28 protein-coding genes and 2 tRNA genes are annotated in these 24,775 nt (G+C 74.3%); 20 read left to right on the top strand and 10 right to left on the bottom strand.

Annotation, left to right across the window (positions count from 1 at the left end; all coding sequences use genetic code 11):
* Positions 1-48: 48 nt before the first annotated feature.
* A tRNA-Met gene (locus tag GOBS_RS20640) sits at positions 49-125 on the top strand.
* A 102-nt stretch (positions 126-227) separates the two neighbouring features.
* Here GOBS_RS20640 and GOBS_RS20635 read toward each other — a convergent pair.
* Both GOBS_RS20635 and GOBS_RS20630 read right to left on the bottom strand, forming a co-directional pair.
* Positions 228-1,004: a DUF4386 domain-containing protein gene (locus GOBS_RS20635; protein ID WP_012950208.1), complete on the bottom strand. Its 777-nt coding sequence runs from the start codon at positions 1,002-1,004 to the stop codon at positions 228-230.
* A gap of 115 nt (positions 1,005-1,119) precedes the next feature.
* Positions 1,120-1,887 (bottom strand): DUF4389 domain-containing protein, encoded by a 768-nt coding sequence (locus GOBS_RS20630; RefSeq protein ID WP_012950207.1) that lies wholly within the window; start codon positions 1,885-1,887, stop codon positions 1,120-1,122.
* A 429-nt stretch (positions 1,888-2,316) separates the two neighbouring features.
* Here GOBS_RS20630 and GOBS_RS20625 point away from each other — a divergent pair, with 429 nt between their 5' ends.
* The 8 genes from GOBS_RS20625 to GOBS_RS20595 all read left to right on the top strand — a co-directional run bounded on the left by GOBS_RS20625 (position 2,317) and on the right by GOBS_RS20595 (position 8,027).
* On the top strand, positions 2,317-2,925 hold the full coding sequence (locus GOBS_RS20625; RefSeq protein WP_012950206.1) for a TetR/AcrR family transcriptional regulator: 609 nt from the start codon (positions 2,317-2,319) through the stop codon (positions 2,923-2,925).
* Positions 2,926-3,012: 87 nt separating this feature from the next.
* Complete coding sequence (locus GOBS_RS29835; RefSeq protein WP_424954947.1) at positions 3,013-3,201, top strand: putative leader peptide; 189 nt, start codon at positions 3,013-3,015, stop codon at positions 3,199-3,201.
* 44 nt (positions 3,202-3,245) lie between these two features.
* Positions 3,246-4,142: a TauD/TfdA dioxygenase family protein gene (locus GOBS_RS20620; RefSeq protein ID WP_049788633.1), complete on the top strand. Its 897-nt coding sequence runs from the start codon at positions 3,246-3,248 to the stop codon at positions 4,140-4,142.
* 137 nt (positions 4,143-4,279) lie between these two features.
* Positions 4,280-5,239 (top strand): glycine betaine ABC transporter substrate-binding protein, encoded by a 960-nt coding sequence (locus GOBS_RS20615; RefSeq protein WP_012950204.1) that lies wholly within the window; start codon positions 4,280-4,282, stop codon positions 5,237-5,239.
* 2 nt (positions 5,240-5,241) lie between these two features.
* A complete protein-coding gene (locus GOBS_RS20610) occupies positions 5,242-6,444 on the top strand; it encodes a quaternary amine ABC transporter ATP-binding protein (protein WP_012950203.1) in 1,203 nt (400 codons plus the stop codon).
* 2 nt (positions 6,445-6,446) lie between these two features.
* Complete coding sequence (locus tag GOBS_RS20605; protein WP_012950202.1) at positions 6,447-7,370, top strand: ABC transporter permease; 924 nt, start codon at positions 6,447-6,449, stop codon at positions 7,368-7,370.
* 208 nt (positions 7,371-7,578) lie between these two features.
* A tRNA-Met gene (locus GOBS_RS20600) sits at positions 7,579-7,652 on the top strand.
* Positions 7,653-7,739: 87 nt separating this feature from the next.
* Positions 7,740-8,027, top strand: coding sequence for a GNAT family N-acetyltransferase (locus tag GOBS_RS20595; RefSeq protein WP_012950201.1), 288 nt, complete (start codon positions 7,740-7,742; stop codon positions 8,025-8,027).
* Positions 8,028-8,099: 72 nt separating this feature from the next.
* Here GOBS_RS20595 and GOBS_RS20590 read toward each other — a convergent pair whose 3' ends face one another.
* On the bottom strand, positions 8,100-8,609 hold the full coding sequence (locus tag GOBS_RS20590; protein ID WP_012950200.1) for a VOC family protein: 510 nt from the start codon (positions 8,607-8,609) through the stop codon (positions 8,100-8,102).
* A 101-nt stretch (positions 8,610-8,710) separates the two neighbouring features.
* On the opposite strand from GOBS_RS20590, the gene GOBS_RS20585 reads away from it, so the two are divergent.
* Positions 8,711-9,580, top strand: coding sequence for a polysaccharide pyruvyl transferase family protein (locus GOBS_RS20585; RefSeq protein WP_012950199.1), 870 nt, complete (start codon positions 8,711-8,713; stop codon positions 9,578-9,580).
* Positions 9,581-9,672: 92 nt separating this feature from the next.
* Positions 9,673-10,443 (top strand): type I methionyl aminopeptidase, encoded by a 771-nt coding sequence (map, locus tag GOBS_RS20580; RefSeq protein ID WP_012950198.1) that lies wholly within the window; start codon positions 9,673-9,675, stop codon positions 10,441-10,443.
* 99 nt (positions 10,444-10,542) lie between these two features.
* Here map and GOBS_RS20575 read toward each other — a convergent pair whose 3' ends face one another.
* Positions 10,543-11,694, bottom strand: a complete 1,152-nt coding sequence (locus tag GOBS_RS20575) for a cystathionine gamma-synthase (RefSeq protein ID WP_012950197.1) — start codon at positions 11,692-11,694, stop codon at positions 10,543-10,545.
* Positions 11,691-13,085 carry a cystathionine beta-synthase gene (locus GOBS_RS20570; RefSeq protein WP_012950196.1) on the bottom strand — a complete coding sequence of 465 codons (1,395 nt, stop codon included), beginning with the start codon at positions 13,083-13,085 and terminating at the stop codon, positions 11,691-11,693. Before GOBS_RS20570 ends, GOBS_RS20575 begins: the two co-directional genes overlap by 4 nt.
* A gap of 93 nt (positions 13,086-13,178) precedes the next feature.
* On the opposite strand from GOBS_RS20570, the gene GOBS_RS20565 reads away from it, so the two are divergent.
* From GOBS_RS20565 to GOBS_RS27755, 8 genes are all read left to right on the top strand, one after another.
* Positions 13,179-13,985: an alpha/beta fold hydrolase gene (locus GOBS_RS20565; protein WP_012950195.1), complete on the top strand. Its 807-nt coding sequence runs from the start codon at positions 13,179-13,181 to the stop codon at positions 13,983-13,985.
* Between the two features lie 50 nt (positions 13,986-14,035).
* Positions 14,036-14,815, top strand: a complete 780-nt coding sequence (locus GOBS_RS20560) for an aldo/keto reductase (RefSeq protein ID WP_012950194.1) — start codon at positions 14,036-14,038, stop codon at positions 14,813-14,815.
* A gap of 99 nt (positions 14,816-14,914) precedes the next feature.
* Positions 14,915-16,135 (top strand): cytochrome P450 family protein, encoded by a 1,221-nt coding sequence (locus GOBS_RS20555; protein WP_012950193.1) that lies wholly within the window; start codon positions 14,915-14,917, stop codon positions 16,133-16,135.
* Positions 16,136-16,179: 44 nt separating this feature from the next.
* Positions 16,180-17,196 carry an aldo/keto reductase gene (locus GOBS_RS20550; protein ID WP_012950192.1) on the top strand — a complete coding sequence of 339 codons (1,017 nt, stop codon included), beginning with the start codon at positions 16,180-16,182 and terminating at the stop codon, positions 17,194-17,196.
* Positions 17,193-17,981, top strand: a complete 789-nt coding sequence (locus tag GOBS_RS20545; RefSeq protein WP_012950191.1) for an alpha/beta fold hydrolase — start codon at positions 17,193-17,195, stop codon at positions 17,979-17,981. The genes GOBS_RS20550 and GOBS_RS20545 overlap by 4 nt, the downstream gene beginning before the upstream one ends.
* Entirely contained in the window at positions 17,978-18,481 is a 504-nt protein-coding gene (locus GOBS_RS20540; RefSeq protein WP_012950190.1) for an XdhC family protein, read from the top strand. Before GOBS_RS20545 ends, GOBS_RS20540 begins: the two co-directional genes overlap by 4 nt.
* A complete protein-coding gene (locus GOBS_RS20535; RefSeq protein WP_243697557.1) occupies positions 18,478-19,947 on the top strand; it encodes an FGGY family carbohydrate kinase in 1,470 nt (489 codons plus the stop codon). The genes GOBS_RS20540 and GOBS_RS20535 overlap by 4 nt, the downstream gene beginning before the upstream one ends.
* Before the next feature lie 52 nt (positions 19,948-19,999).
* Positions 20,000-20,170 (top strand): hypothetical protein, encoded by a 171-nt coding sequence (locus GOBS_RS27755; protein WP_012950188.1) that lies wholly within the window; start codon positions 20,000-20,002, stop codon positions 20,168-20,170.
* Positions 20,171-20,219: 49 nt separating this feature from the next.
* Here the strand turns inward: GOBS_RS27755 and GOBS_RS20530 are convergent, their stop codons facing one another.
* A complete protein-coding gene (locus tag GOBS_RS20530) occupies positions 20,220-21,026 on the bottom strand; it encodes an inositol monophosphatase family protein (RefSeq protein WP_012950187.1) in 807 nt (268 codons plus the stop codon).
* A gap of 21 nt (positions 21,027-21,047) precedes the next feature.
* Entirely contained in the window at positions 21,048-21,224 is a 177-nt protein-coding gene (locus GOBS_RS26585; protein ID WP_081448943.1) for a DUF2795 domain-containing protein, read from the bottom strand.
* Between the two features lie 52 nt (positions 21,225-21,276).
* On the opposite strand from GOBS_RS26585, the gene GOBS_RS20525 reads away from it, so the two are divergent.
* Positions 21,277-21,813 (top strand): DUF2087 domain-containing protein, encoded by a 537-nt coding sequence (locus GOBS_RS20525; protein ID WP_012950186.1) that lies wholly within the window; start codon positions 21,277-21,279, stop codon positions 21,811-21,813.
* 87 nt (positions 21,814-21,900) lie between these two features.
* Here the strand turns inward: GOBS_RS20525 and GOBS_RS20520 are convergent, their stop codons facing one another.
* The 3 genes from GOBS_RS20520 to aroA form a co-directional block, all read right to left on the bottom strand.
* On the bottom strand, positions 21,901-22,332 hold the full coding sequence (locus GOBS_RS20520; protein WP_012950185.1) for a VOC family protein: 432 nt from the start codon (positions 22,330-22,332) through the stop codon (positions 21,901-21,903).
* Between the two features lie 71 nt (positions 22,333-22,403).
* On the bottom strand, positions 22,404-23,450 hold the full coding sequence (gene rsgA, locus GOBS_RS20515; protein ID WP_012950184.1) for a ribosome small subunit-dependent GTPase A: 1,047 nt from the start codon (positions 23,448-23,450) through the stop codon (positions 22,404-22,406).
* A complete protein-coding gene (gene aroA / locus GOBS_RS20510) occupies positions 23,420-24,688 on the bottom strand; it encodes a 3-phosphoshikimate 1-carboxyvinyltransferase (protein ID WP_012950183.1) in 1,269 nt (422 codons plus the stop codon). The genes rsgA and aroA overlap by 31 nt, the downstream gene beginning before the upstream one ends.
* Between the last annotated feature and the right edge of the window lie 87 nt (positions 24,689-24,775).

The raw sequence follows: 24,775 nt of genomic DNA, 5'->3' as shown, positions 1-24,775 counted from the left end.
GCCCGCGCTGCGCCTCCGGGCCGCGCGGGGGTATGGTGGTCTCACCGACGCGGGGTGGAGCAGCTCGGTAGCTCGCTGGGCTCATAACCCAGAGGTCGCAGGTTCGAATCCTGCCCCCGCTACCAGGTACAGGGGCCCTCACAGGAACTGTGAGGGCCCCTGTGGTGTACGCGAGGACTGCCAGCGGCCGACGCGAGACCCCGTCGACCGGGCACCGACGAGGACGCTCAGGCGCGGGACAGATCCCCCGGATGCTCCTGCTCCCCTGAGGGGATGACCCCGGTGGTGACGAGCGAGGGCCGGAAGCCCTTGACGACCAGCCAGACACCGAGTGACAGCTCCCAGAAGAAGATCGGCGCGAGGGCGATCAACGACCACAGGGAGACGTCGTCGTTGACGCCGAAGATCGTCCCGATCTTGGCGGAGAGGAGCAGCGGGGCTCCGATGAGTCCCATGAGCGGGATCGCGCGTGGCACGAGTCCGGACCGGTACATCAGCGTGCCCAGCAGCAGTGCATTGATGGCGGCCATGACGCCGGGCCCGAGCAGGAACGTCCAGTCGCGGACCGCGACGAGCGACGCACCGACGTTGACCAGGGAGTCCGTGTCTGCTCCAGCAGCGCCGGCTGAGTCCCGCCGCAGGGTCACGACCGCGAAGAGGCTCACGACCCCGGTGAAGATGATCGCGGCCTCGAGCAGGCGTGAGGTGACGAAGCCGAGCGCCAGGGTCTCGTTCTGCCGTTTCACCACGGGGAACAGCACGACCGCGGTGCCGATGCAGGCGAGGGCGTTGACGATGTCGAGGAGGCCGCCGGAGAGGACGCGGGTGTCGGCGCCCGAGCCGACGATGTAGTTCGGGTCGCTCAGTACGGGGTCCAGCACGAAGATCGCCGGGATCGATGCGATGAAGGTGATGAGGTACAGCGCGCCCGCCAGGAACGCGGTCCTCCGCAGTGGGTCCGTCGGGATCCCGTTGGTTCGTGCGGTCCGGCCGGTGATCGTCATGACGGCCTCGTTCGTGGATCGATGATGGCCGCGCGGGGTGCGCGGTGGCCGGGTGGGGCGCGCCGGCTCAGCTCGCCGCCCCCGGGCCGTGCGTCATCCCGGGGGCGGCGAGCGGTCACCGGAGTGGAGCTGCCGGAGCCGGCGGCGCTCCGGCCGGCACGCCGGAGGGCGGCGGCGCGAGGGGCTCGGTGGGTACTGACCCGGGGTCGGTACCGCCCTGGTCGAGCCGGAAGGGCGGGTAGCGGTCGGTCATCAGGGCGGCATACGCGGTCACCCGCAGCGCCCAGCGGTCCATACCGAGGACGAAGTCGTACAGGGGCCGGGGATAGCGGCCGGTGAACAGCAGCACGATCGCGGCGATGAACACCAGCAGGGCGACCAGACTGACACCGGCGCCCCAGCCGTCGTCCCAGGCGCTGTCGGGTGTCCCGGACCTCGTGCCGAGCCAGATCCCACCGCCGGTGAAGACCGAGAGGACCAGGTAGTGCGGGATGGCCAACAGCCACCACTTCACCAGCACGAGCCCGCGGGAGAGCCGCTGGGGGTAGGCGATGTCCAGGTGGGCGGGGTAGTCCGGCACCTCGGCGAGGGTGAACGGCGGGTAGCGGTCGGTCCCCAGTGCCCCGTAGCCGTAGTAGTGCACCCGCCAGCTCCAGCGCAGGACCCCGACGTTGAAGTCGAAGAGGGGCCGGGGGTAGCGCGCCGTGAACAGGATCGCGAAGAACGCGACCGCGCTGACGACCAGGAAGGCCAGCCAGAGGAAGGCCAGCACGACGTAGTGCGGGACGAGCAGCAGCCACTTGACCAGCCACAGCCCGCGTGAGACCGAGGGGGTCTGCGACGCGTCCACGCGGACCGGATACGGCATTCGGGTCTCTGTCACGGTTCTTCCTCTCCTGGCAGGTGCGGCGGTGGCCGCGATGTCGGCTGGAGTCGGCACCTGGTCGTCCTGATGCGGTCGGATCGGCACTGGACGGTTCGAGTCAGTGCCTCAACGCCTGTTCCGGTGTGGGACCTCGGGGCCGTCCCCCGGCCGGGGGTGCGGCGCCGGCATGCGCGCCCGTTGCTCAGGCGTCGAGGTGACCTCCGCCGGGACGCTGACCGGTGGACGAGACCGGTGCGCGTGGAGACGGCGCCACCTCCGGGACCGGCGTGGACCCCGGGGCTGCGGCAGCCACGTCGAGGGAGAGCTGGTCCATCGACGGAGCTCCGCAACCAGCGGTAGCGCAAGTCCCGACAGGGAGCTTCGCAGCGTGTCAGGGCATCGAGTAGGGTCCAAGCGCCCTCATCGAGACGGGAAGTTGCGCAGGAGATGGGTGCCACGCCACGTCCGTCGTCGGGCCGCGGACGGCCACGGGACCGCGCCCTCGACGACCGCATCCTCGAACAGGTCATCGCGCTGCTCGGCTCTCACGGCTACGCCGGCCTGACGCTCGACGAACTGGCCGCCCGCAGCGGCGTCGCCAAGACCACGATCCTGCGCCGGTGGCCGTCGAAGGCTGCGGTCGCCGCCGCGGGGGTGGAGAGGCTGGCTCTGCAGAGCGTCGACGTGCCGGACTCCGGCGCCCTGAAGGTCGACCTGCTCGCGCTGCTCCACGGCGCCGTGGAGGCGTTCGTGCGCGGCCGAGGGCAGTTCGTCGCCCAGCTCATCCGTGAGGCCGGTCACCACCCCGAGATCACCGACCTGCTGTACACCGTCATCCACACCCGCCGACAGGCCTACCGGCGGGTCCTGGCGCTGGCCATCGCTCGCGGCGAACTGGCCCCTTCGGTCGACCAGGACCTGTTGATCGACCTGCTCATCGGCCCGATCTGGACCCGCATGCTGATCACCCGTGACCCCATCACCCGTGAGTACGTGGACTCCATCGTCGAGGCCGTGCTCGTCGCCTTCGATGTGAAGCCCACGGCGACAGGCTGACCGCGAGATCCTCCGGAGCGCCGCCCTTCCTGGAGGGCTGAGCGGAACGGGCCAGGACGGGGTACGGATGCCGGCCGGACGTGTGCGATGACGCAGAGCCGGCGTCCGGTCGATCGACAGCCGGCCCGGCAGGGACACGGGCACCCCCTCGATACGGGGGGCGGGGGAGCCGCTACGGTAATCCCTATGAGTTCGGTCGGGATTGTGCGGTTTGCGCTCGTCGCGCGCCGTCACATCGACCTGCTCCGGTGCGCGAGCGCGCTCTGTACGGCCTGACGCCGTCCGAGCCCGCCACCACCCATCCCACCGGAGTCCCCGTCATGACCATCACTGCCCCCGTCCTGCCTGCCCCGGCGACGTCCACCGCCCCCGCGGCCCTCGACCTGGAGCGCCTCGCGCCCGGGTTCGGCGCCCGCGTCCACGGGGTCGACCTCGCCTCCGCCACCGACGCGCAGGTGCGCGCCATCCGCACGGCGCTCGCCGCCCACAAGGTGCTGTTCTTCTCGGGACAGCACGCACTGCACCCGGACGGCCAGATCGCGCTCGGCCGCCGCCTGGGCGATGTCACCGAGTCCCACCCCGTGGTGCCGGGGGTCGACGAGGAGCACCCGGAGATCTACGCGCTCGACAGCGCCTCGGGCGGGTTCGCCGACGTCTGGCACACCGACGTCACCTTCGTCCGCCGGCCGCCGCTGGGCTCGGTGCTGCGCGCCGTCGTCCTCCCGCCCACGGGCGGGGACACCCAGTGGGCGGACCTCCAGCTGGCCTACGAGTCGCTCAGCGAGCCGCTGCAGCGGCTGGCCGACCAGCTGGTCGCGGTGCACGACGGCACCCGAGAGTTCGGCTACTACCTGGCCCAGCGCGAGGCGCGGACGAAGTGGGAGGGCGAGCAGTTCCAGGCACTCGTCCCGGTCGAGCACCCGGTGGTGCGGATCCACCCCGAGACCGGCCGCAAGGGACTGTTCGTCAACCCCGGGTTCGTCTCGCACCTGAAGGACGTGTCCGACGCCGAGAGCCGGTACCTGCTCGACCTGTTCTACGCCCACATCACCAAGCCCGAACACATCGTGCGGCACCGGTGGTCGGTCGGCGACGTCGTCATGTGGGACAACCGCTCGACCGTGCACTACGCCAACCGCGACTACGGTGACCAGCGGCGCGTCATGCACCGCATCACGCTCCGGGGGGACAAGCCGGTCGGTCCGACTGGCGCCTGACCGGGCACTTGCACGACGCTCGTCTCCGAGAACTGACCGCACGGCGAGGCGCAGGTCCCCTCCAGGGGCCTGCGCTTCGTCGCACGACCACCCCGCCGGCGAGCCTGCGCCCGGCGCCGCAACGAGAGAAGACCCTCATGCTGCGCACCACGATCCGTCCCCGCGCATCCGCGGTGGCGCTGGCCGCCGTCCTCGCCGCGACCGTCACCGGGTGCAGCGCCGAGGAGGGCGCCGACAGTGCGACCGGCGGTGGGGACGGCATCACCGTCCAGGCCGCCCAGTTCAGCTGGACGGCCGCCGGCCTGACCAACTCCATCCTCAGCGAGATCGCCGCCGACCGTCCCGAGCTGGGCGTGGCCACGCTGCAGACGACGCAGCTGGACCCGGCCGCGGCGTGGGCCGGTGCACAGCGCGGGGACATCGACCTGCTGACCGAGGTCGCCCTCCCCAACCAGCAGGAGCTCGCCGACAGCGCTGCCGAGCAGGTCGAGATCGTCTCGGAGACCTACGGCGACGCCGCGCAGGGGTGGTTCGTACCCGCTTACGCCGTCGCGCCCGGCGGCCCGCTCGAGGGCCTGACCAGCGTCACCCAGCTCAACGACTACGCCGACCAGCTGGGCAACAAGTTCTACGACGCCGACCCCGGCTACATCACCACCGAGCAGAACGCCAAGCGGCTCGCGGGCTACGGGATCACGCTGGAGCACGTCGTCTCCAGTGAGGCGGCCGAGCTGGCGCAGCTGGAGAACAGCTACAGCCGCCAGGAGCCGATCGTGCTGTACCTGTACCACCCGCACGCGGTCTTCGCGCAGTACGACATGGTCCAGCTCGAGGAGCCCACGCCCTACACCGAGGGCTGCCTGACCACCGGCAACGGCGCCTGTGCCATGCCCTCGTACAGCGCCAACATCGCCGCGAGCGCGGAGCTGCAGGAGCAGGCTCCCGAGTTCGTCGACCTGCTGGTCGACCTGCGCATCTCGGTCGAGGAGATGGAGGAGATGCAGAAGCAGGTGGACGTCGACGGCGAGGACGTCGGGACCGTCGCCCGGCAGTGGGTCGACGAGCACGCCACCCAGATCGACGAGTGGGTCGGCTGACCGTGCCGCCGGTACTGCGGGCGACCGGGCTGACGAAGGTCTTCGGGGCGCGCGGGGAGGAGGCGCTGCGGCTGGCCGGCGAGGGCGTCGCGCGCGACGAGATCCTGCGGCGGACCGGGAGCACCCTCGCCGTCCACGACGTCGGCTTCTCCGTCGAGCGCGGTGAGCTGTTCGTCGTCATGGGGCTGTCGGGGTCCGGCAAGTCGACCCTCGTCCGGCTGCTCAACCGGCTCATCGAGCCCAGCGCCGGCACGGTGGAGGTCGATGGCCAGGACCTGCGGGCGCTCGGCGACGCCGACCTGCGGACGCTGCGCAACGACAAGGTCAGCATGGTGTTCCAGCACTTCGCGCTGCTCCCGCACCGCACGGTGCGGGAGAACGCCGCCTACGCGCTCAAGATCCGCGGGGTCCCGGCAGCCGAGCAGCGGGAGCGTGCCGACTGGGCGCTGCGCACGGTGGGGCTGCTCGACCGGGCCGATGCCCGGCCCGACCAGCTCTCCGGCGGGATGCAGCAGCGCGTGGGCCTGGCCCGCGCGCTCGCCGCGGACTCCGACGTCCTGCTCATGGACGAGCCGTTCTCCGCGCTGGACCCGCTCATCCGCCGGGACATGCAGGACCTGCTGGTGCAGCTGCAGACCGAGCTGCACAAGACGATCGTCTTCATCACGCACGACCTCAACGAGGCCATGCGGCTGGGCGACCGCATCCTGATGCTCAAGGACGGGCGCACGGTCCAGCTCGGCACCGGACCGGAGATCATCTCTGCGCCGGCCAACGCCTACGTCGCCGACTTCACCTCCGACGTGGACCGGACCCGCGTGCTCACCGCCGGTGACCTGCTGCGCGAGCCGCGGATGACCGCCCGGCTCGGCCAGTCCACCGGGGAGGTGCTGCGCGCCCTCGGTGCCGCGGAGGCCAACGGCGTGTACGTGCTCGACGCCGACCGGCGCATCGCGGGGGTGGCGCGCGACGACCTGCTCGCCCGCGCGCGGCAGGAGGGCCGGACGGCCGTCGGCCCACGTGAGCTCGTCGCCGACTACGCCACGACCGCACCGGACCGCCCGCTGGTCGAGTTCGTCCACCTCGTCGGGCGCCACCCGGTGCCGCTGGGGGTCGTGGACGACGACGGTCGGCTGCTGGGCGTGGTGCCACGGGCGGCGGTGCTCGACGCGCTGGCCGCCGTCCCCGCGCGACAGGAGGGCTGACGGTGCCGGACATCCCCCTCGGGCAGTGGGTCTCGGACTTCATCGACTGGCTGCTGGCTACGGTGCCGTGGCTGTTCGACGCGATCTCGGCGGTCATGCAGGTCCTCGTCGACGGCCTGACCGAGGCGCTGGCGACGCCACCGCCGGTGGTCTGGATCGTCGTGTTCACGCTGGTCGCCCTGCTCGTCCGCGGGTGGGGGCTGGCGCTCTACACGGTGCTGGCGTTCCTGCTCGTGGTCTCGCTGGAGCTGTGGGTCGAGACGATGCAGACCCTCGCGCTGGTCCTCGTGGCGGCGGTGATCGCCACGGCGATCGGGGTGCCGATCGGGATCCTGGCGGCCCGCAACCGTGCGCTGAGCGTCGTCGTCCGCCCGGTGCTGGACTCCATGCAGACCACGCCGGTGTTCGTCTACCTCATCCCGGCCGTCTTCTTCTTCGGCGTGGGTGTGGTGCCCGGCGTCGTGGCGACGATCCTGTTCGCCATCCCGCCCGGCGTGCGGCTGACCGAGCTCGGCATCCGGCAGGTCGACCGGGAGGTCGTCGAGGCGGCACACGCCTTCGGCGCCCGGCCCGGTCAGATCCTCCGGGAGGTCCAGCTCCCGCTCGCGCTGCCGTCGATCATGGCCGGCATCAACCAGGTGATCATGCTGGCGCTGTCGATGGTCGTCACCGCCGGACTGCTGGGCGCCGCCGGTCTCGGTGCCGTGGTCGTGCGGGCGGTGACCCAGCTCGACGTCGCCTCGGGCTTCGAGGGCGGTCTCGCGGTCGTCCTGCTCGCGATCTTCCTCGACCGGGTGACGGCCGCCTTCGGTCACCGGACGCCTCTGTCGCGGATGCTCCGGGCGCGCAAGCGCCGGACCCCACCTCCCGGCGGGACGGCGGAGACGCCGCGCCGGTCCGAGGAGCCCGCGCAGGCCCCCGCCTGACGGCTCCGGGCGCGCCCGGCCGGGCACGCACACGGACGCGACGGGACCCGCGGGCCTGCACGCCCAGCGGACCTGGAGCGGGGAGACGCGTGCCCGCGCCGTCGAGCGGCGGGTCCAGCTCGCCGGGCAGGTCGTCCCCACCGGCACCCCCCGGGTCTCGGGGGCTCGGGCGTGGGCCGCTCTGGGGCGTGTATGGTGGTGTCACCGACGCGGGGTGGAGCAGCTCGGTAGCTCGCTGGGCTCATAACCCAGAGGTCACAGGTTCGAATCCTGTCCCCGCTACTCGCACCCGAGGGCCCGGTCACCACGGTGACCGGGCCCTCGTCGTGCCCGGGCGGTTCCGCGCCGCGAGCGGGGTAGGGAGCCGACATGGATCTCACCGTCACCGACGTCCCCGAGGCCGGCCGCTACGAGGCCCGGGCCGACGACCGCGTGCTCGGCCTGGCCGCCTACCAGCGGCAGGGCGACCGGGTCGTGTTCACCCACACCGAGGTCGACCCGGACGCCGAGGGCGGCGGTGTGGGCAGCACGCTGGTCCGCGGCGCCCTGGACGACGTCCGGGCGCGCGGGCTGCGGGCGGTGCCGCGCTGCTCGTTCGTCCGCGCCTGGATCGACCGGCACCCCGACTACGCCGACCTGGTCGACTCCCCGGCCTGACGAAGGACCCGTCCTCCCCACCCCTCGCAGGCTCCGGGCGGTGCCCGGGCGGGGCCAGGTGGGTCGGGCGGGCTACAGGACCTTGGAGCCGTACATCTCGCCGAGCGGGTCGGCGATCAGCTCGATGCGGGCGCCGTCGGGGTCGCGGAAGTACACCGAGACGCCGCTGTGCACCTCGTGCTCCACCCGGGCGCCGGTCAGGCGCTGCACCAGGTCCTGCCAGCGGTCGGGGTCGACGCTGATGGCCATGTGGTGGAGCCCGCCGAGCACCTCGGCGTACGGGCCGACGTCCAGGCCGGGGAAGTCGAAGAAGGCCAGCAGGTTGCCGTGGCCGATGTCGAAGAAGAAGTGCGAGGAGCCCGGGTAGTCACGGTTCTCGATCAGCTCCGTCAGGGGGAAGCCGAGCACGTCCTGGTAGAAGCGGACGGTCCGCTCGACGTCGCTGCTGATCAGCGCGGTGTGGTGCAGGCCGCGAGCGGTCGACGACGGCCGCTCCCCGGCGGGCCTGAGGTGCGCCTCCCGGATGCGGGTGCGCTCCTGCTCGATGGCGGTCAGGTCGAGGTCGCTGGCGGTGTCGCTCACGGGGCTCTCCTCGGGTCGGACGACGGTCGGGACAACCGCTGCGACCAGGATCTCGTTCCCTCGACAGGTTCCCGTCACCCGTGGGTGCGAGGCTGGTGACCATGCGTGTCCTGCTCGCCGGGTGGTTCAGCTTCGACGAGGTGATCGCCACCGTGGGCGACGAGCTCGGCGCCGACGTGGTGACCGGCTGGCTCACCGACCTGGGCATCGACCACGACGTCGCCTGGGCGCCGTACATGGAGCGCGGCCTGGACTGGCGGGACGTCGACCCGGCCGACTACACCCACCTGGTCTTTGTCAGCGGCCCGCTGGCCGACCGGCCGCTGCTGCGCGAGCTCACCGAGACCTTCGCCGGTGCCCAGCGCTGGGCGGTCAACGTCTCGGTGGTGCAGGAGTCCGCGCGCGGGCTCTTCGACCGGGTCTGGGAGCGCGACGCCGCCGGCCTGGCCCGCCCCGACCTCGCCGTCGAGGGCCCGGATCCGGAGGCGCCGGTGCTCGCGGTGGCGTTCACGCCGGTGCAGGGCGAGTACGGCGAGCGCAGCCAGGCCGAGCGGGTCCGCGGCGCCATCGAGGAGTGGCTGGCCGACCGGGCGCTGCGCTGGTTCGAGCTGGACATGGACCTCTTCGAGAAGCCGCACGCGCGCCGTCCGGCCCAGGTGGAAGCGCTGGTCCGGCGGGCCGACGTCGTGGTCAGCATGCGGCTGCACGCGCTGGTGCTCGGTCTCAAGCACGGCCGGCCGGTCGTCGCCTGCGACCCCATCAGCGGAGGCGCCAAGGTGACCAGCCAGGCCACCGCGCTGGACTGGCCGCTCGTCGTCCCGGCCGAGGAGCTCACCGCCGAGGCCCTCGATGCCGCTCTGCAGCGCTGCGTGTCCGGTGAGCTCGCCGAGCAGGTGCGTGCGGCGGGGGACCGGGGCCGGGCGGGCAACGCCCGGGCGCGCGTCTGGTTCGAGGAGCAGCTGGCCGGCTGAGCCCCCCGCTCGAGCGTGCGAGATCGCCGATCTCGCACGCTCGAGGCCCGTATCCGTGCGAGATCGCCGATCTCGCCGCCCGAGGAGGACCGATGATCGAGCTGCGCACGCCGGGTGAGCTGGACGCCATGCGCGCCGCCGGAGCCGTCGTGGCCGACATGCTGGCCGCCGTCCGCGCCGCCGCGGCACCGGGCGTCCGGCTGACCCAGCTGGACGAGGTGGCCCGGGGCGTCCTGGCCGGTGCCGGCGCCACCTCGCCGTTCCTCGGCTACGCACCGCTGGCCACGACGCCGCCGTTCCCCGGCGTCGTCTGCCTGTCGGTCAACGACGTCGCGCTGCACGGCATCCCGACACCGGAGGAGCTCGAGGACGGCGACCTGCTCAGCGTCGACGCCGGGGCCACCCTCGACGGCTGGGTGGGCGATGCGGCGATCACCTTCCCGGTGGGCACGCCGCGACCGCAGGACCTGGAGCTCGTCGGGACCACCGAGCGCGCGCTGGCGGCCGGGATCGCCGCGGCCGTCGTCGGCAACCGCCTCGGCGACATCTCGGCGGCGATCGGTGCGGTGGGCCGGGCCGGGGGCTGCGGGATCAACACCGACCAGGGCGGTCACGGCGTGGGCCGCTCCATGCACGAGCCGCCGTCCGTACCGAACGAGGGCCGCCCCGGCCGCGGGCTGCCGCTGCGCCCGGGCCTGGTGATCGCGATCGAGCCCTGGTTCCTCGCCGGTGGCAGTGACGACTACCGGGTCGCCGCCGACGGCTGGACGCTGCGCAGCGCCGACGGCAGCCGCGCGGCGCACGTCGAGCACACCGTGGCGGTCACCGAGGACGGCCCCCGGATCCTCACCGCCCCGCGCTGATTCCGTTCGGCGGTGCGGCCCCGTCCCGAGGCTCGCCCCGAGCGTGCGAGGGGTGAGGAGGACGGGGTCCTTCTGCTGGCCGCCGTGTGATCCGGAGGATCACAGTGCCAGGGCCTGGTCGAGGTCGGCGATCAGGTCCTCGGCGTCCTCGATGCCGACCGAGAGCCGGACCAGGTCGGCCGGCACCTCCAGCGGGGAGCCGGCGGCGCTGGCGTGGGTCATCCGCGCCGGGTGCTCGATCAGCGACTCCACCCCGCCCAGGGACTCCGCGAGGGTGAAGACCTGCGCCCGCTCGCACACCCGCAGCGCGGCGTCCTCCCCGGCTGCCAGGCGGAACGAGAGCATCCCGCCGAACCCGGACATCTGCTTCGCGGCGATCTCGTGCCCGGGGTGGTCGGGCAGGCCCGGGTAGCGCACCGAGGCGACGGCCGGGTGGCCGAGCAGGAACTCCACCACCCGGGCGGCGTTGTCCTGGTGCCGGTCCATCCGGACGCCGAGGGTCTTGATGCCGCGCAGCACCAGCCAGTCGGCCAGCGGGCCGGAGACGGCACCCATCGCGTTCTGCGAGAAGGCCAGCTGCTCGGCGAGCTCGGCGTCGTCCCCGACGACCAGCGCGCCGCCGACGACGTCGGAGTGCCCACCGAGGTACTTCGTCGTCGAGTGGACGACGACGTCGGCGCCGAGGGTCAGCGGCTGCTGCAGGTAGGGCGAGGCGAAGGTGTTGTCGACAACGAGCAGCGCACCGGCGTCGTGGGCGACCTCGGCGGTCAGCGCGATGTCGGCGATGTTGAGCAGCGGGTTGGTCGGCGTCTCGCACCAGATGACCCGCGTGCTCGGCCGGATCGCCGCCCGCAGCGCGTCGGGGTCGTTGAGGTCGGCCGGCGTGTGCTCGACGCCCCAGCGGGAGGCCACCTTGGAGATGAGCCGGAACGTCCCGCCGTAGGCGTCGCCCCCGAGGACGACGTGGCTGCCCGGCTCGCAGACCGTCCGCAGCAGCGTGTCCTCGGCGGCCAGGCCGGAGGCGAACGCCAGCGCGGTGCGGCCCTGCTCGAGGGCGGCCAGCGCCTCCTGCAGCGCCGTCCGCGTGGGGTTGGCGCTGCGCGCGTACTCGTAGCCGCCGCGCAGCCCGCCGACGCCGTCCTGCTTGAAGGTGGTCGCCAGGTGCAGGGGGACGACGACGTCGCCGGTGGCCGGGTCCGGGTCCTGCCCGGCGTGGATGGCGCGGGTGTTGAAGCCGTGCGTGGGGCTCATGACTCGACCGTAGGAGCCGACCCGGCGAGGTGCCCGAGCACGTCCTGCCGGGTGACGACGCCGGCCGGCTTGCCCTCCTCGTGCACCAGCAGCGCGTCCGCCGTCCCCAGCGCCGTGACCGCGGCGCTGACCGGCTCGCCGGAGCCGATGATCGGCAGCGGCGGGGACATGTGCCGCTCCACCCGGTCGGCGAGGTTGGCCCGCCCGGCGAACAACGCGTCGAGCAGCGCCTTCTCCTCGACCGACCCGACGACCTCCCCGGCGGTCACCGGGGGCTCGGCGCGCACCACCGGGAGCTGGCTGACGCCGTACTCGCGGAGGATGTCGATGGCGTCGCGCACGGTCTCGTTGGGGTGGGTGTGCACCAGCTCCGGCGTCGCCCCACCCTTGCCCGCGAGCAGCTCGCCGACGGTGCCCTGCGTGGCCTGCTCCAGGAAGCCGTAGTCGGCCATCCAGTCGTCGTTGTAGATCTTGCCGAGGTAACCTCGGCCGCCGTCCGGCAGCAGGACCACCACGACGTCGTCCCGGGTCAGCCGCTCGGCGGCACGCAGCGCGCCGGCCACCGCCATGCCGCACGAGCCGCCGACCAGCAACCCCTCCTCGCGGGCCAGCCGCCGGGTCATCGCGAAGGAGTCCCCGTCGCTGACGGCGACGATCTCGTCGGCGATCGAGCGGTCGTAGGCGTCGGGCCAGAAGTCCTCGCCCACGCCCTCGACCAGGTAGGGGCGTCCGGTGCCACCGGAGTAGACCGACCCCTCCGGGTCGACGCCGACCACCCGCACCCGTTCACCGGAGGCCTCCTTGAGGTAGCGGCCGGTGCCGCTGATCGTGCCGCCGGTGCCGACGCCGGTGACGAAGCAGGTCACCCTCCCGTCGGTCTGCTCCCAGATCTCCGGGCCGGTCGACTCGTAGTGCGACTGGGGGTTGGCCGGGTTGGCGTACTGGTCGGGCTTCCAGCCGCCGGGGGTCTCGCGCGCCAGCCGGTCGGAGACCGAGTAGTAGGACCGCGGGTCGGCCGGGTCGACGGCGGTCGGGCAGACGTGCACCTCGGCGCCGTAGGCCTTGAGCACGTCGATCTTCTCCTTGCCCACCTTGTCGGGGCAGACGAAGACGCAGCGGTAACCGCGCTGCTGGGCGACCAGCGCCAGCCCGATGCCGGTGTTGCCGCTGGTCGGCTCCACGATGGTGCCGCCGGGCCGCAGCGCGCCGCTGGCCTCGGCGGCGTCGACCATCCGCACGGCGATCCGGTCCTTCACCGAGCCCCCGGGGTTGAGGTACTCGACCTTGGCCAGCACCAGGGGCGCGTCCGGCCCGAGGTCGCGGGTCACGGACGTCAACCGGACCAGCGGGGTGTGCCCGACCAGTTCGATGACGTTCTCGACGTACTGCACGCGGACCTCCTCAGCTGGCGCCCCGGACGGGCGCTCGGCGCCCCATCCCACCACCGGCGATGACCCCCGGGCCCGGGAGCCGTCACACCCAGCATGACGACGACGGACCTGCGGGTCGACGAGGGGTACGCACCGGCCACCGGCGGGGTGGGCATGTACTGGCGGAGCCTGGGGCAGGGCGGCACCCCGCTCGTGCTCGTGCACGCCGGCTTCGGCGTGGCGGAGGCGTTCGGCGACGTCCTCGACCGGCTGGCCGCCGGGCGGCGCGTGGTGGCCGTCGAGCTGCAGGGGCACGGCCACACCGCCGACGTGGACCGGCCCTTCTCCTGGGACGCCCCGGCCGACGACGTGGCCGCGCTCGTGCGGCACCTCGGCCTGGGGCCGGCGGACCCCATGGGCTACTCGCTCGGCGGCGGCGTCTGCCTGCGCGCCGCGATCCGGCACCCCGAGGTGGTGCGGCGGCTCGTCGTCTCCGCGCCGTGCCGTCGCGACGGCTGGTTCCCCGACGTCCTGGCCGGCATGGACCAGGTGGGTGCCGCGGGCTTCGAGGTGATGCGGCAGACGCCGATGTACGCGGCCTACGCCGCCGTCGCGCCGGACCCCGACGGGTTCCCCGTGCTCATGGACAAGACCGGCGCGCTGCTGCGGACCCCCTACGACTGGAGCGAGGAGGTCCGGGGGATCACCGCGCCGGTGCAACTGGTCTACGGCGACGCGGACGGCATCCCGCCCGCGCACGCCGCCGAGTTCTTCGCCCTGCTCGGCCGGGGGCTGCGCGACGCCGGATGGGACGGCTCCGGGCGGCCGGCGTCCCGGCTGGCCGTCCTGCCGGGACGCCCGCACTACGACGTCTCCTCGAGCCCCGAGCTCGCGCAGGTCGTCGACGGGTTCCTCGGCTGACCGGATCGCCGGGTGTTGTCGGCGGAGCCGGTCAGCCGGGACGATGCGGCATGACCGAGAGCTTCCCCACCGTGCCGCTCGACGGTGCCCCCGGCATGCCGCTGATCGGGTTCGGGACCTGGCTGATGAGCGGCTCCGAGTGCTACGAGGCCGTCCGCACCGCCCTGGACGCCGGCTACCGGCACCTCGACACCGCGGCGATCTACCGCAACGAGCCCGAGGTCGGGCGGGCGCTGCGCGATTCCGGCGTCGACCGGGACGAGGTCTTCGTGACGACCAAGCTGCCGCCGCCACGAGCCGACCAGGCCGACCAGGTGCTGGCAGGGTCTCTCGACGCGCTCGGCGTCGACGCGGTCGACCTGTGGCTCGTCCACTGGCCGCCGGGGGGCGCCAGGCCGGACGTCTGGGAGCGCTTCGTCGCCGCCCGCGAGGCCGGCCGCGCGCGGGCGATCGGCGTGAGCAACTACTCGCTGGAGCAGGTCGACGAGCTGACCGGCGCGACCGGCGTGACGCCGCAGGTCAACCAGGTCAGCTGGGCCCCGCCGCTGTACGACCCGGCCGTCGAGGCCGGCCACCGGGACCGCGGCGTCGTCCTCGAGGGCTACAGCCCGTTCAAGAACACCGACCTCGGCGACCCGGTGCTGCGCGAGGTCGCCGACGCGCACGGCGTCACCCCGGCGCAGGTGGTGCTGCGCTGGCACGTCGAGCACGGCGTCGTCGTCATCCCCAAGTCGGCCACCCCGGAACGGATCCGGGCCAACCTGGCGATCGACGGGTTCTCGCTCTCCGACGACGAGGTCGCCCGGATCGACGGCCTGGCAGAGGTCTGAGCGCGGTGGAGGGCGCCGGTGACACGCCGTCCGGCCTTGCCGGCGGCGTCCCCGGCCCCGAGGCTGGGTCGATGAGCCGGTTGGGCAGGGGGTCCTGAGGTGACCGCGGTCGACGCGTCGGTCTTCGAGGGCTCCTTCTGGCGCGACCCCTATCCCGCCTACGAGCGGCTGCGCGCACAGGCGCCGGTGCGCGAGGTGGCGCTGCCCCGGGGCGGCACCACGTGGCTGGTCACGCGCTACGACGACGTGCGCGCGGCGTTCACCGACCCCCGCCTGGTCAAGGACCACCGCGCGACCCTGCCGCCGGAGGTCCGCGCGCAGGCCCCGCGCCTGCCGGGTCCCTTCGGCTCGATGATGATCCTGCTCGACCCGCCGGACCACACGCGACTGCGCCGGCTGGTGTCCCGGGCCTTCACCGCACGGCGCACCGCCGAGCTGCGTCCCCGCATCGAGGCACTGGCCGCCGCCCTGCTCGACGCGGTGCCGGAGACCGAGCCGGTCGACCTGCTGGCCGGCTACGCGGTGCCGTTGCCGATGGCCGTCATCTGCGAGCTGCTCGGGGTGCCCGACACCGACCGCGACGCCTTCGGCACCTGGTCGCGGGCACTGGTCGACGACCAGGACGACGTGGACGAGCAGCAGGCCACCGCGGGGCTGGCCCAGTACCTGTACGCCCTCGTCGAGACGAAGCGGCGCGCCCCGGACGGCGCCCTGATCTCGGCGCTGGTCGAGGTCTCCGAGGCCGGGGACCAGCTCAGCACCGAGGAGGTCGTCGCGATGGGCGTGCTGCTGCTCATCGCCGGCCACGAGACGACGGCCAACCTCATCGGCAACGCGGTGCTGGGCGTGGCCACCGACGCGGCGCTGCGCGAGCACCTGCTGGCCGACCCGCAGCGGATCCCGGCGGCGGTCGAGGAGTTCCTGCGCTGGGACGGCCCCGTGCACAACGCCCCCCTGCGCTTCGCCGCCGAGGACGTCGAGTACTCGGGCACCACCATCCCGGCGGGGTCGGTGGTCACGCTGTCCGTGGGCGCGGCCAACCGCGACCCGGGACGCTTCGACCGGCCCGAGCTGCTCGACCCGGACCGCGAGACCGGCGGGCACCTGGCCTTCGGTCACGGGCTGCACTACTGCCTGGGTGCACCCCTGGCGCGCCTCGAGGGGGAGGTGGCCCTGCGGTCGCTGCTCGACCGGTTCCCCGACCTGCGCCTGGCCGTGCCCCCGGAGGAGCTCCGTCACCGGCGCAGCGTTCTCGTCCACGCCCTGGAGACGCTGCCGGTGGTGCTGCGCCCCGAGGCCGCGGGGAGCGCCTCCGCGTAGCCGGGCGGTGGCGGGCTCCCGAGGGGCGGGACGAGGATGCCGGGGTGACCTCTCCCTCTCCTGTCGGTACCCGCACGCTCGGCCGCGACGGTCTGGTCGTGTCCGCCCTCGGCCTCGGCTGCATGGGCATGAGCCAGATGTACGGCGCGGCCGACCGCGACGAGTCGATCGCGACCGTGCACCGCGCGCTCGACCTCGGCGTCACCTTCCTCGACACCTCCGACGTCTACGGCGACGGGCACAACGAGGAGCTGGTCGGCGAGGCGATCGCCGGACGGCGGGACGAGGTGCAACTGGCCACCAAGTTCTCGCTCTCGCGCAACGACCGCGGGGGCATGGACATCGACGGCCGCCCGGAGAACGTGCGGGCCCGCGCCGAGGCCAGCCTGCGCCGGCTCCGGGTCGACGTGATCGACCTCTACTACCAGCACCGGGTCGACCCGAAGGTGCCGATCGAGGACACCGTCGGCGCGATGGCCGAACTCGTGCAGCAGGGCAAGGTCCGGTACCTGGGGCTGTCGGAGGCCAGCGCCGCGTCCATCCGCCGCGCCGCCGCCGTCCATCCGATCGCCGCGCTGCAGAGCGAGTGGTCGCTGTGGACCCGCGACCTGGAGGCGGAGGTGCTGGGCGTCGCCCGCGAGCACGGGATCGGCATCGTGCCGTTCAGCCCGCTGGGCCGCGGCTTCCTCACCGGCGCGATCCGCAGCCCGGAGGACTTCGCCGAGGACGACTGGCGCCGCGGCCACCCGCGCTTCACCGGCGAGGCCTTCGCGGCCAACCTGCGGCTGGTGGACGCCGTCCGGGCGCTCGCCGAGGAGAAGGGCTGCATGCCCGGCCAGCTGGCGCTGGCCTGGGTCCTCGCGCAGGGGGAGGACGTCGTGCCGATCCCCGGCACCAAGCGGCGCAGCTACCTGGAGGAGAACGTCGCGGCCGCCGTCGTCGAGCTCTCGGACGACGACCTCGCGCGGCTCGGCGACATCGCGCCGCCCGGGGTGGCCCAGGGCGGGCGCTACGTCGACAGCTCCTACGCGTACGGCGACAGCCCGGAGCGCGCGGCGTGACCGTGCCGGCGACGAGGCTGCGGGTCCCCGGGGCCGACGGCGTCGGGGTCGCCGTGCACCGGTGGGGCGCCCCCGGTGACCTGCCGCCGGTGTACCTCCAGCACGGCTTCGTCGCGGACACCCGGCTCAACTGGGTCGGCACCGGGACTGTCGGCGTCCTCCTGTCGGCCGGACGGGAGGTCGTCGGCGTCGACGCCCGCGGGCACGGGCGGTCGGACAAGCCGCACGACCCCGCCGCCTACGGGGAGCTCCGGATGGCCGACGACCTGCGACGGGTGGCCGACGCACTCGGCCACGACTCCTTCGACCTGGCCGGCTACTCGATGGGCGCCACGGTCGCGATGCTGACCGCCGCCACCGACCGGAGGGTGCGCCGGCTGGTGGTCGGTGGTGCCGGCGCCGCGTTCGTCGAGTCCGGGGGTGCCGAGCGCCACCGCGTCCTGATGGCCCGGCTGGCCGCCGCGCTCGAGGCGACCGACGTCGGTGACGTGCGTGACCCCGCCACCGTCGACTTCCGCCGGATGGCCGACGCCCTCGCCGCCGACCGGCGCGCCCTGGCCGCGCACGCCCGTGCGGTGCACACCCGTGAGGTCGACCTGGCAGCGATCACCGCCCCCACGCTCGTCCTCGCCGGCGACGCCGATCCGCTGGCGGCCCGCCCCGAGGCGCTCGCCGCGGCCATCCCCGGTGCCCGGGTGGCCGTCGTCCCCGGTGACCACTCGACCACGCTGCGGACGCCCGCCTTCGCCGCGGCGCTGGTCGACTTCCTCGGGGAGGCGTCGTGAGCGACCCGAACTGCGGGGTGGCGCACGGCGCGCCCGCCGACGAGGCCACCGGCCGGGTGCTCGTCGTGGTCTTCGCCTCGCCGGTCGCCGAGGTGCTGCTGCGCTGGGCACCCGAGCTGGGCTTCCGCGTCCAGCTGCTCGATCCCGACCCCGTCCGCGGCGCGGAGCTCGGCGACTTCGCCGGGGTCGACGGCGAGCTCGCGGACGCCGACGTCGTCGTCACCGACCACCACCGCCCCGAGCTCGGCGGGGTGCTGCGCGACGCGCTGGGCCTGGGCGCCCGCTGGGCCGGCGTCATGGGCAACCCGCGCCACGAGGGACCGCACGTCGCGGCACTGGCCGCTCTCGGCGTCCCGCCGGAGGAGATCGCCCGCGTGCACCGGCCGATCGGGCTGGACATCGGCTCGCGGACCCCGGCCGAGATCGCGTTGAGCACGCTCGCCGGGCTGCTGGCCGACCGCAACGGCCGCAGTGGCGGGTTCGCCCACCGCCCGACGTGAGCGAGCTCGCTCAGCGGCACAGCACCCTCGGGCACGGGGTCGACGAGCGCCGGCGAGGAGAGCACGTGACCGGCGTCCTGCTCGGTGCCGACCTGGGCACCAGCGGGGTGAAGGTGGTTGCCCTCGACCCCTCCGGTGCCGTCCTGGGCGAGGGGGAGTCCGGTTACGAGGTCGACCGCCCGCGGCCCGGCTGGGCGCAGACCGACCCGGCCGTGTGGCGACGGGCCCTGGACGACGTCCTGGTCCAGCTCGCACCGGCACTGACCGGCCGCCGGGTCGCCGGGCTGGGGCTGTCCGGGCAGATGCACGGCACCGTGCTGGTCGACGACACCGGCATCCCGCTGGGGCCGGCGGTGCTCTGGCCGGACTCGCGCGCCGTCGCGGAGGTGGACCGCTGGCGGGCGCTCCCCGACGCCGCCCGCGCGGCGCTGGCCAACCCGCTGGTGCCGGGGATGACCGGCCCCGTGCTGGCCTGGCTCGCCGCCCACGAGCCCGAGCTGCTCCGGCGGGCGGCCGCGGTGGTGCTGCCCAAGGACGTCCTGCGCGCCTCGCTCGTCCCCGGCGCCGACCCGCGGGTCACCGACCGCAGCGACGCCTCGGCCACCCTGCTGTGGGACGTCGTCGCCGACGGCTGGTCGTCCGAGGCCACCGCGGCCGCCGGCGTCGACCCGGGGTTGCTGCCGCGGGTGCGTCCGTCGGCGGAGGTCGTGGGTACCGCCGCACTGCCGGTCGGCGAGGTGCCCGTCGTGGTGGGCGGCGCGGACACCCCGCTGGCCCTGCTCGCCGCGGGCACCCGCACCGGCCGGCAGGTCAACCTGGGCACCGGCGCCCAGGTGCTGCGGCCCGGGTGGACGCCGGCGCCCGCCGACGACCCACCGGTGCACGGCTACGCCGACGTCGAGGACCGCTGGTACGCGATGGCCGCGCTGCAGAACGGCGGGCTGGCGTGGTCGTGGGTGTGCGGCGTGCTCGGCCTGACGCCCGTCGAGCTGTTCGACGCCGCGGCGACGGTCCCGACCGGCGCCGGGGGAGTGGTCTTCCGGCCGTTCCTCACCGGCGAGCGCGGCGGCGTCGCGGGCCCCGCCGACCGCGGCGGGTGGACCGGCCTGTCCGCGAGCACCACCCGCGCCGAGCTGGCCCGCGCCGCGGTCGAGGGCGTCGTCTTCGCGGTCGCGGCCGCCGCGGACCTGCTCGGCGGGGAGGGCCCGGTGGTGCTCACCGGGGGCGGCGGGCGGCCGGCCGTCGTCCAGCAGCTGCTCGCCGACGTCCTCGCCGTCCCCGTGCGGTTCCTGCCGATCCGCAGCGCGTCGGCGGTCGGCGCCGCGCTGCTGGCCGCCCGGGGAACGGGGACCGAGGTCGCGACGGGGCAGCAGCCGGGCAGGCCGGTCGAGCCGCGGCCGGGACCGGAGCTGGCCGCGGCGCTCGACCGGTGGCACGCGGAACGAGCCCTGCGGGAACCGCGTTGACCCCGACAGGAGGGCGGAGCCGCCGCCCGGACGACGCGAGGAGGACCCAGGGATGGCGTCGCTGTTCAGCAAGCTGACCCAGTTCGCGAACACGCCGAAGGGCCGGCAGGTCATCGCGCAGGCCACCGACAAGGCGCAGCAGCTGGCCAAGGACCCGAAGACCCGGGCGAAGATCGACGAGGCCCGCCGCCGGTTCCAGGGCGGCCGCGGCACGAACCGCTGAGCCGGCGGCCCCGTCCCGCCCCCGAGCGCGGGGCGGGACGGGGTCGGCTTCAGGCGGCGGGCTTGGGCTGGCGCAGCAGGCCCAGCGCGGCGTCGTGCAGCAGGCCGTTGGTGGCCAGGGCGCTGCCGCCGGCCGGCCCCGGGACGCCGGTGAGGTCGGTGAACGCGCCGCCGGCCTCCCGCACGATGACGTCGAGGGCGGCGAGGTCCCACACCGAGACCTCGGGCTCGCAGGCGACGTCCACCGCCCCCTCGGCCAGCAGCACGTAGCTCCAGAAGTCGCCGTAGGCGCGGGTGCGCCACACCGACCGGGTCAGGTCGAGGAAACCGCCGAGCAGCCCGCGCTCCTCCCAGCCGGCGAGGCTGGAGTAGGACAGGCTCGCGTCGGCCAGGTCGCCCACCTTCGACACGGTGCACCGGCTCGCCGACTCCAGCCGCCGGCCGGTCCAGGCGCCGACGCCCTTGGCCGCCCACCAGCGGCGGTTGAGCGCCGGCGCGGAGACCAGCCCGACGACCGGCTCGTCGCCGTCGAACAGCGCGATGAGCGTGGCCCACACGGGCACGCCCCGCACGAAGTTCTTCGTCCCGTCGATCGGGTCGAGCACCCACCGGCGCGGACCGCAGCCGGTCGCGCCCATCTCCTCGCCGAGCACCGCGTCGCGAGTGCGGGCGCGCGCCAGCGTGATGCGCAGCTGCTCCTCCACGGCGCGGTCGGCGTCGGTCACCGGCGTGAGGTCCGGCTTGGTGTCGACCTGGAGGTCCAGCGCCTTGAAGCGGTCGAGGCTGATCGAGTCAGCCTGGTCGGCCAGCACGTGCGCCAGGTGCATGTCCCCCGTGTAGTCCCGGCCCGGTGTCATGGGCACCGAACCTAGCGGCGCTCAGTCGAAGACCGCGGCACTGACCCCGCTGGGTCCCTCGTACTCCCGGTCGTCGATCTTGCCGAGCGCGTCGAGCACCTCCTTGTCGCCGCCCTTGGCGTGCTCGAGGATCTGCTCCTTCGTGGCCGGGTAGTCCATCCCCTTGAGGGCCTTCTGGATGTCGATGGGGCTCACCATGACCCCGGCCTACCCGCGTCCATCGCGGCCGATGCGCGGATACCGTCGGGGAGTGCACGCCGCGACGATCGCCGGGCTGCTCGCCGACCCCACCCGCCTCAAGGTCGTCGCCGCCCTCGCCCTGGGCGCGCGCACCATCGAGCAGGTCGCCGAGGTCACCGGGCTGCCGCTCAAGGACGTCGCCCTGGCCGCACGCCGGCTGGGCCGGGCGGGCCTGGTCCGCCGCGACCGGCACGAGCTGGAGCTGCTGACCGAGCGCTTCGGTGCCGCGGCGCGCGCCGCCGCCGAGGCCGCTCCGCCGCCCGAGCCGCTGTCCGACGACCCCGCCGAGGACGCCGTCCTGTCGGCCTTCGTCCGCGACGGCCGGCTGGTGTCCATCCCGGCGCAGCAGAGCAAGCGGCGCATCGTCCTGGAGCACCTGGTGCGGGTCTTCGACGTCGGCATCCGCTACCCCGAGCGCGAGGTCAACGCGCTGCTGGCGGTGTGGCACCCGGACACCGCCGCGCTGCGCCGCTACCTCGTCGACGAGGGCCTGCTCACCCGCGAGGCCGGCCTCTACTGGCGCAGCGGCGGCTGGGTCGACGTCTGAGGCCCTGACCCGACGTCGGGTGGCGGGCTGTCGTGGTCTCCCGGCCGGTGGAACGACGGCAGGTCGCCACTCGGTGCTGGGATCTCGCTAGCCGAGCCGGACGGTGCCGTCGGCGTCGACCGACCAGCCCGGGTTGTGCGCGACCTCCCAGACGACGCCGTTGGGGTCGGCCACCAGCGCGTGGAAGACCCCGCCGAAGGTGCCCTCCTCCGGAGCGGTGAGCACCGTGCCCCCGGCTGCCGACATCGCGTCGACGACCGCGCGGACGGCGTCCCGGTCGGCCACGTTGTGCGCCAGCGTCACCCCGGAGACCTCCGGCCGGGCGGGACCGCGGCCGAGGTCCTGGGCGAACTTCCCCGCCTCGAAGAAGGCCAGCACCGTGCCCGGGGCGATCTGGAAGAAGACGATCTCGTCGGGGACGTCGAGCAGCGGGCGCCAGCCCAGGCCCTCGACGTAGAACCGGCGAGCGGCGTCGAGGTCGGCGGTGGCCAGGGTGGTGAAGTGGACCTGCTGCTCCATGGTGACCTCCGTGGGTGGCCTCTCCCGGGTGCCGCCCCGAGCCTGCGAGGGGTGGGGAGGAGAGCGTCCTCTCAGTAGCCGGGGCCGACCTGGCCGACGGCGCCGAGCAGGACCCGGAGGCCGGCCAGTTGCTGGTGGCGGGCCGGCGGGCCGGCGTCGGCCCAGGCGTCCAGCGCGCAGTCGGGGTCCTCCGCGGTGTGCCCGCAGCCGGGCGGGCAGTCGACCGCGGCCTCGGCGATCTCGTCGAACGCGGCGAGGACGTCGTCAGCGGTCACGTGGGCCAGGCCGAACGACCGGATGCCCGGGGTGTCGATGACGGTTCCGCCGCCGGGGAGGTCGAAAAGCACGGCCGAGGACGACGTGTGCCGGCCCTTGCCGATCTTGCTGACGTCGCCGGTGGCCCGGAAGGCGTCCGGGACGAGGCGGTTGACCAGCGTGGACTTGCCGACACCGGACTGACCGACGAACACGCTCATCCGGTCCGCGATGCGCTCGAGGAGCGGGTCGAGCGGGGTCTCGCGGGAGAGGTGCACCGCGTCCAAGCCGAGGCCGGCGTAGCGGTCGAGCAGCGGTTGCGGGCTGCCCAGGTCGGTCTTCGTCATGCAGAGCAGCGGCTCGAGGCCCCCGGCGTAGGCGGCGACCAGGCACCGGTCGAGGAAGCCCAGGGCGGGCTCCGGATCGGTGACGGAGGTGACGATGACCAGGAGGTCCGCGTTCGCCACCACGACCCGCTCGGTGGGGTCGGTGTCGTCGGCGGTGCGGCGCAGCGACGTCGTCCGGTCCTCGATGACGACGATGCGGGCCAGGCTGTCCGGCCGGCCGCTGGTGTCGCCGACCAGCCGGACCCGGTCGCCGACGACGACCCCGTGCTTGCCCAGCTCGCGGGCGCGCATCGCGGTGACCTCGACCGGGGCGCCGTCGGGCCCCTCGACCCGCACCGTCATCCGGCCGCGGTCGACGGCGACCACCAGGCCCGGGACGGCGTCGGAGTGGGTCGGCCGGGTGCGGGTGCGCGGCCGCGAGCCACGACGGCTGGGCCGGACCCGGACGTCGTCCTCGTCCGACCGGGAGTCGTGCTTGCGACCGCTCAGCGCTCGACCTCCAGCATCCCGTTCCACCGGTCCACGAAGTCCGGCAGCGTCTTGCTCACCGCGCCGGGGTCGCGCACCTCGACGCCCTCGACGGCGAGCCCGAGGACGGCCGCGGCGTGCACCATCCGGTGGTCGGCGTAGCTACCCAGGCGCGCCGCCCGGTGCGGCCCCGGCGTGATGACCAGGCCGTCGGGCAGCTGCTCGACGCGCGCGCCGACGGACGTCAGCACCTCGTCCAGCGCCTGGAGCCGGTCGGTCTCGTGGCCGCGCAGGTGGCCCACGCCGGTCAGCCGGGACGTCCCGTCGGCCAGCGCGCAGAGCGCCGCCAGCACCGGTGTCAGCTCACCCACCTCACCGAGGTCGGCGACCAGCGGGCGGACGGTCCCGCTGCCGGTGACCCGCAGCCCCTCGCCGGTGCGCTCGACGTGCGCCCCCATCGCGCCCAGCAGCGCGTCCAGCCGACCGCCGGGCTGCGTCGTCTCCGCGGGCCAGTCGCGGATTGTCACCCGTCCCCCGGTGACCAGGGCGGCCGCGAGGAAGGGAGCCGCGTTGGACAGGTCGGGCTCGAGCACCTCGTCGCGCGCGGCGACCGGGCCGGGGGCGACCCGCCAGCCCCGCCCGGTGCGGACGACGTCGACGCCCCGCTCGCGCAGCGACTCGACGGTCATCTCCACGTGCGGCATCGACGGCACCCCGCCGGCGAGGGCGAGGTCGACCCCCTCGTCGAAGCGGGCCGCGGCCAGCAGCAGCCCCGAGACGATCTGCGAGGACTCGCTCGCGTCCACGGTGACCGCGCCGCCGCGCACCCGCCCGGTGCCGTGCACGGTGAACGGCGCCCGGCCGCGGCCGTCGTCGTCCACCCGCACGCCGAGGTCGCGGAGGGCCGCGATCAGCCCGGCGTTGGGGCGCTCGTGCAGCCGCGGGTCGCCGTCCACCCGCACCGGGCCGTCGGCCAGCGCCGCGACCGGCGGCAGGAACCGCAGCACGGTGCCGGCCAGGCCGGCGTCCACCTCGGCCGGGCCGCGCAGCGCACGCGGAGTGACGGCCCAGTCCTCGCCGACCTCGTCGACCCGCACGCCCAGGGCCCGCAGCGCCGCCGCCATCAGGTCGGTGTCCCGGGCCCGCAGCGGCCGGACCAGCCGGCTCGGGCCGTCGGCGAGCGCGGCCAGCACCAGTGCCCGGGCGGTCAGCGACTTGGACCCGGGCAGGGCCACGACCGCGTCGACCGGAGTCGCGCGGTGCGGCGTCGTCCAGACCTGGTTCACAGGACCATCCTGCCCGTTGGAGGACTCCCTGCCCCCACCCCTCGTGAAAGGACCCCGTCCTCCCCACCCTTCGCAGGCTCAGGGCGG

It is taken from the genome of Geodermatophilus obscurus DSM 43160 (genome assembly GCF_000025345.1).
Lineage (GTDB): Bacteria > Actinomycetota > Actinomycetes > Mycobacteriales > Geodermatophilaceae > Geodermatophilus > Geodermatophilus obscurus.
This window is presented reverse-complemented; position numbering and strand designations above follow the sequence as displayed.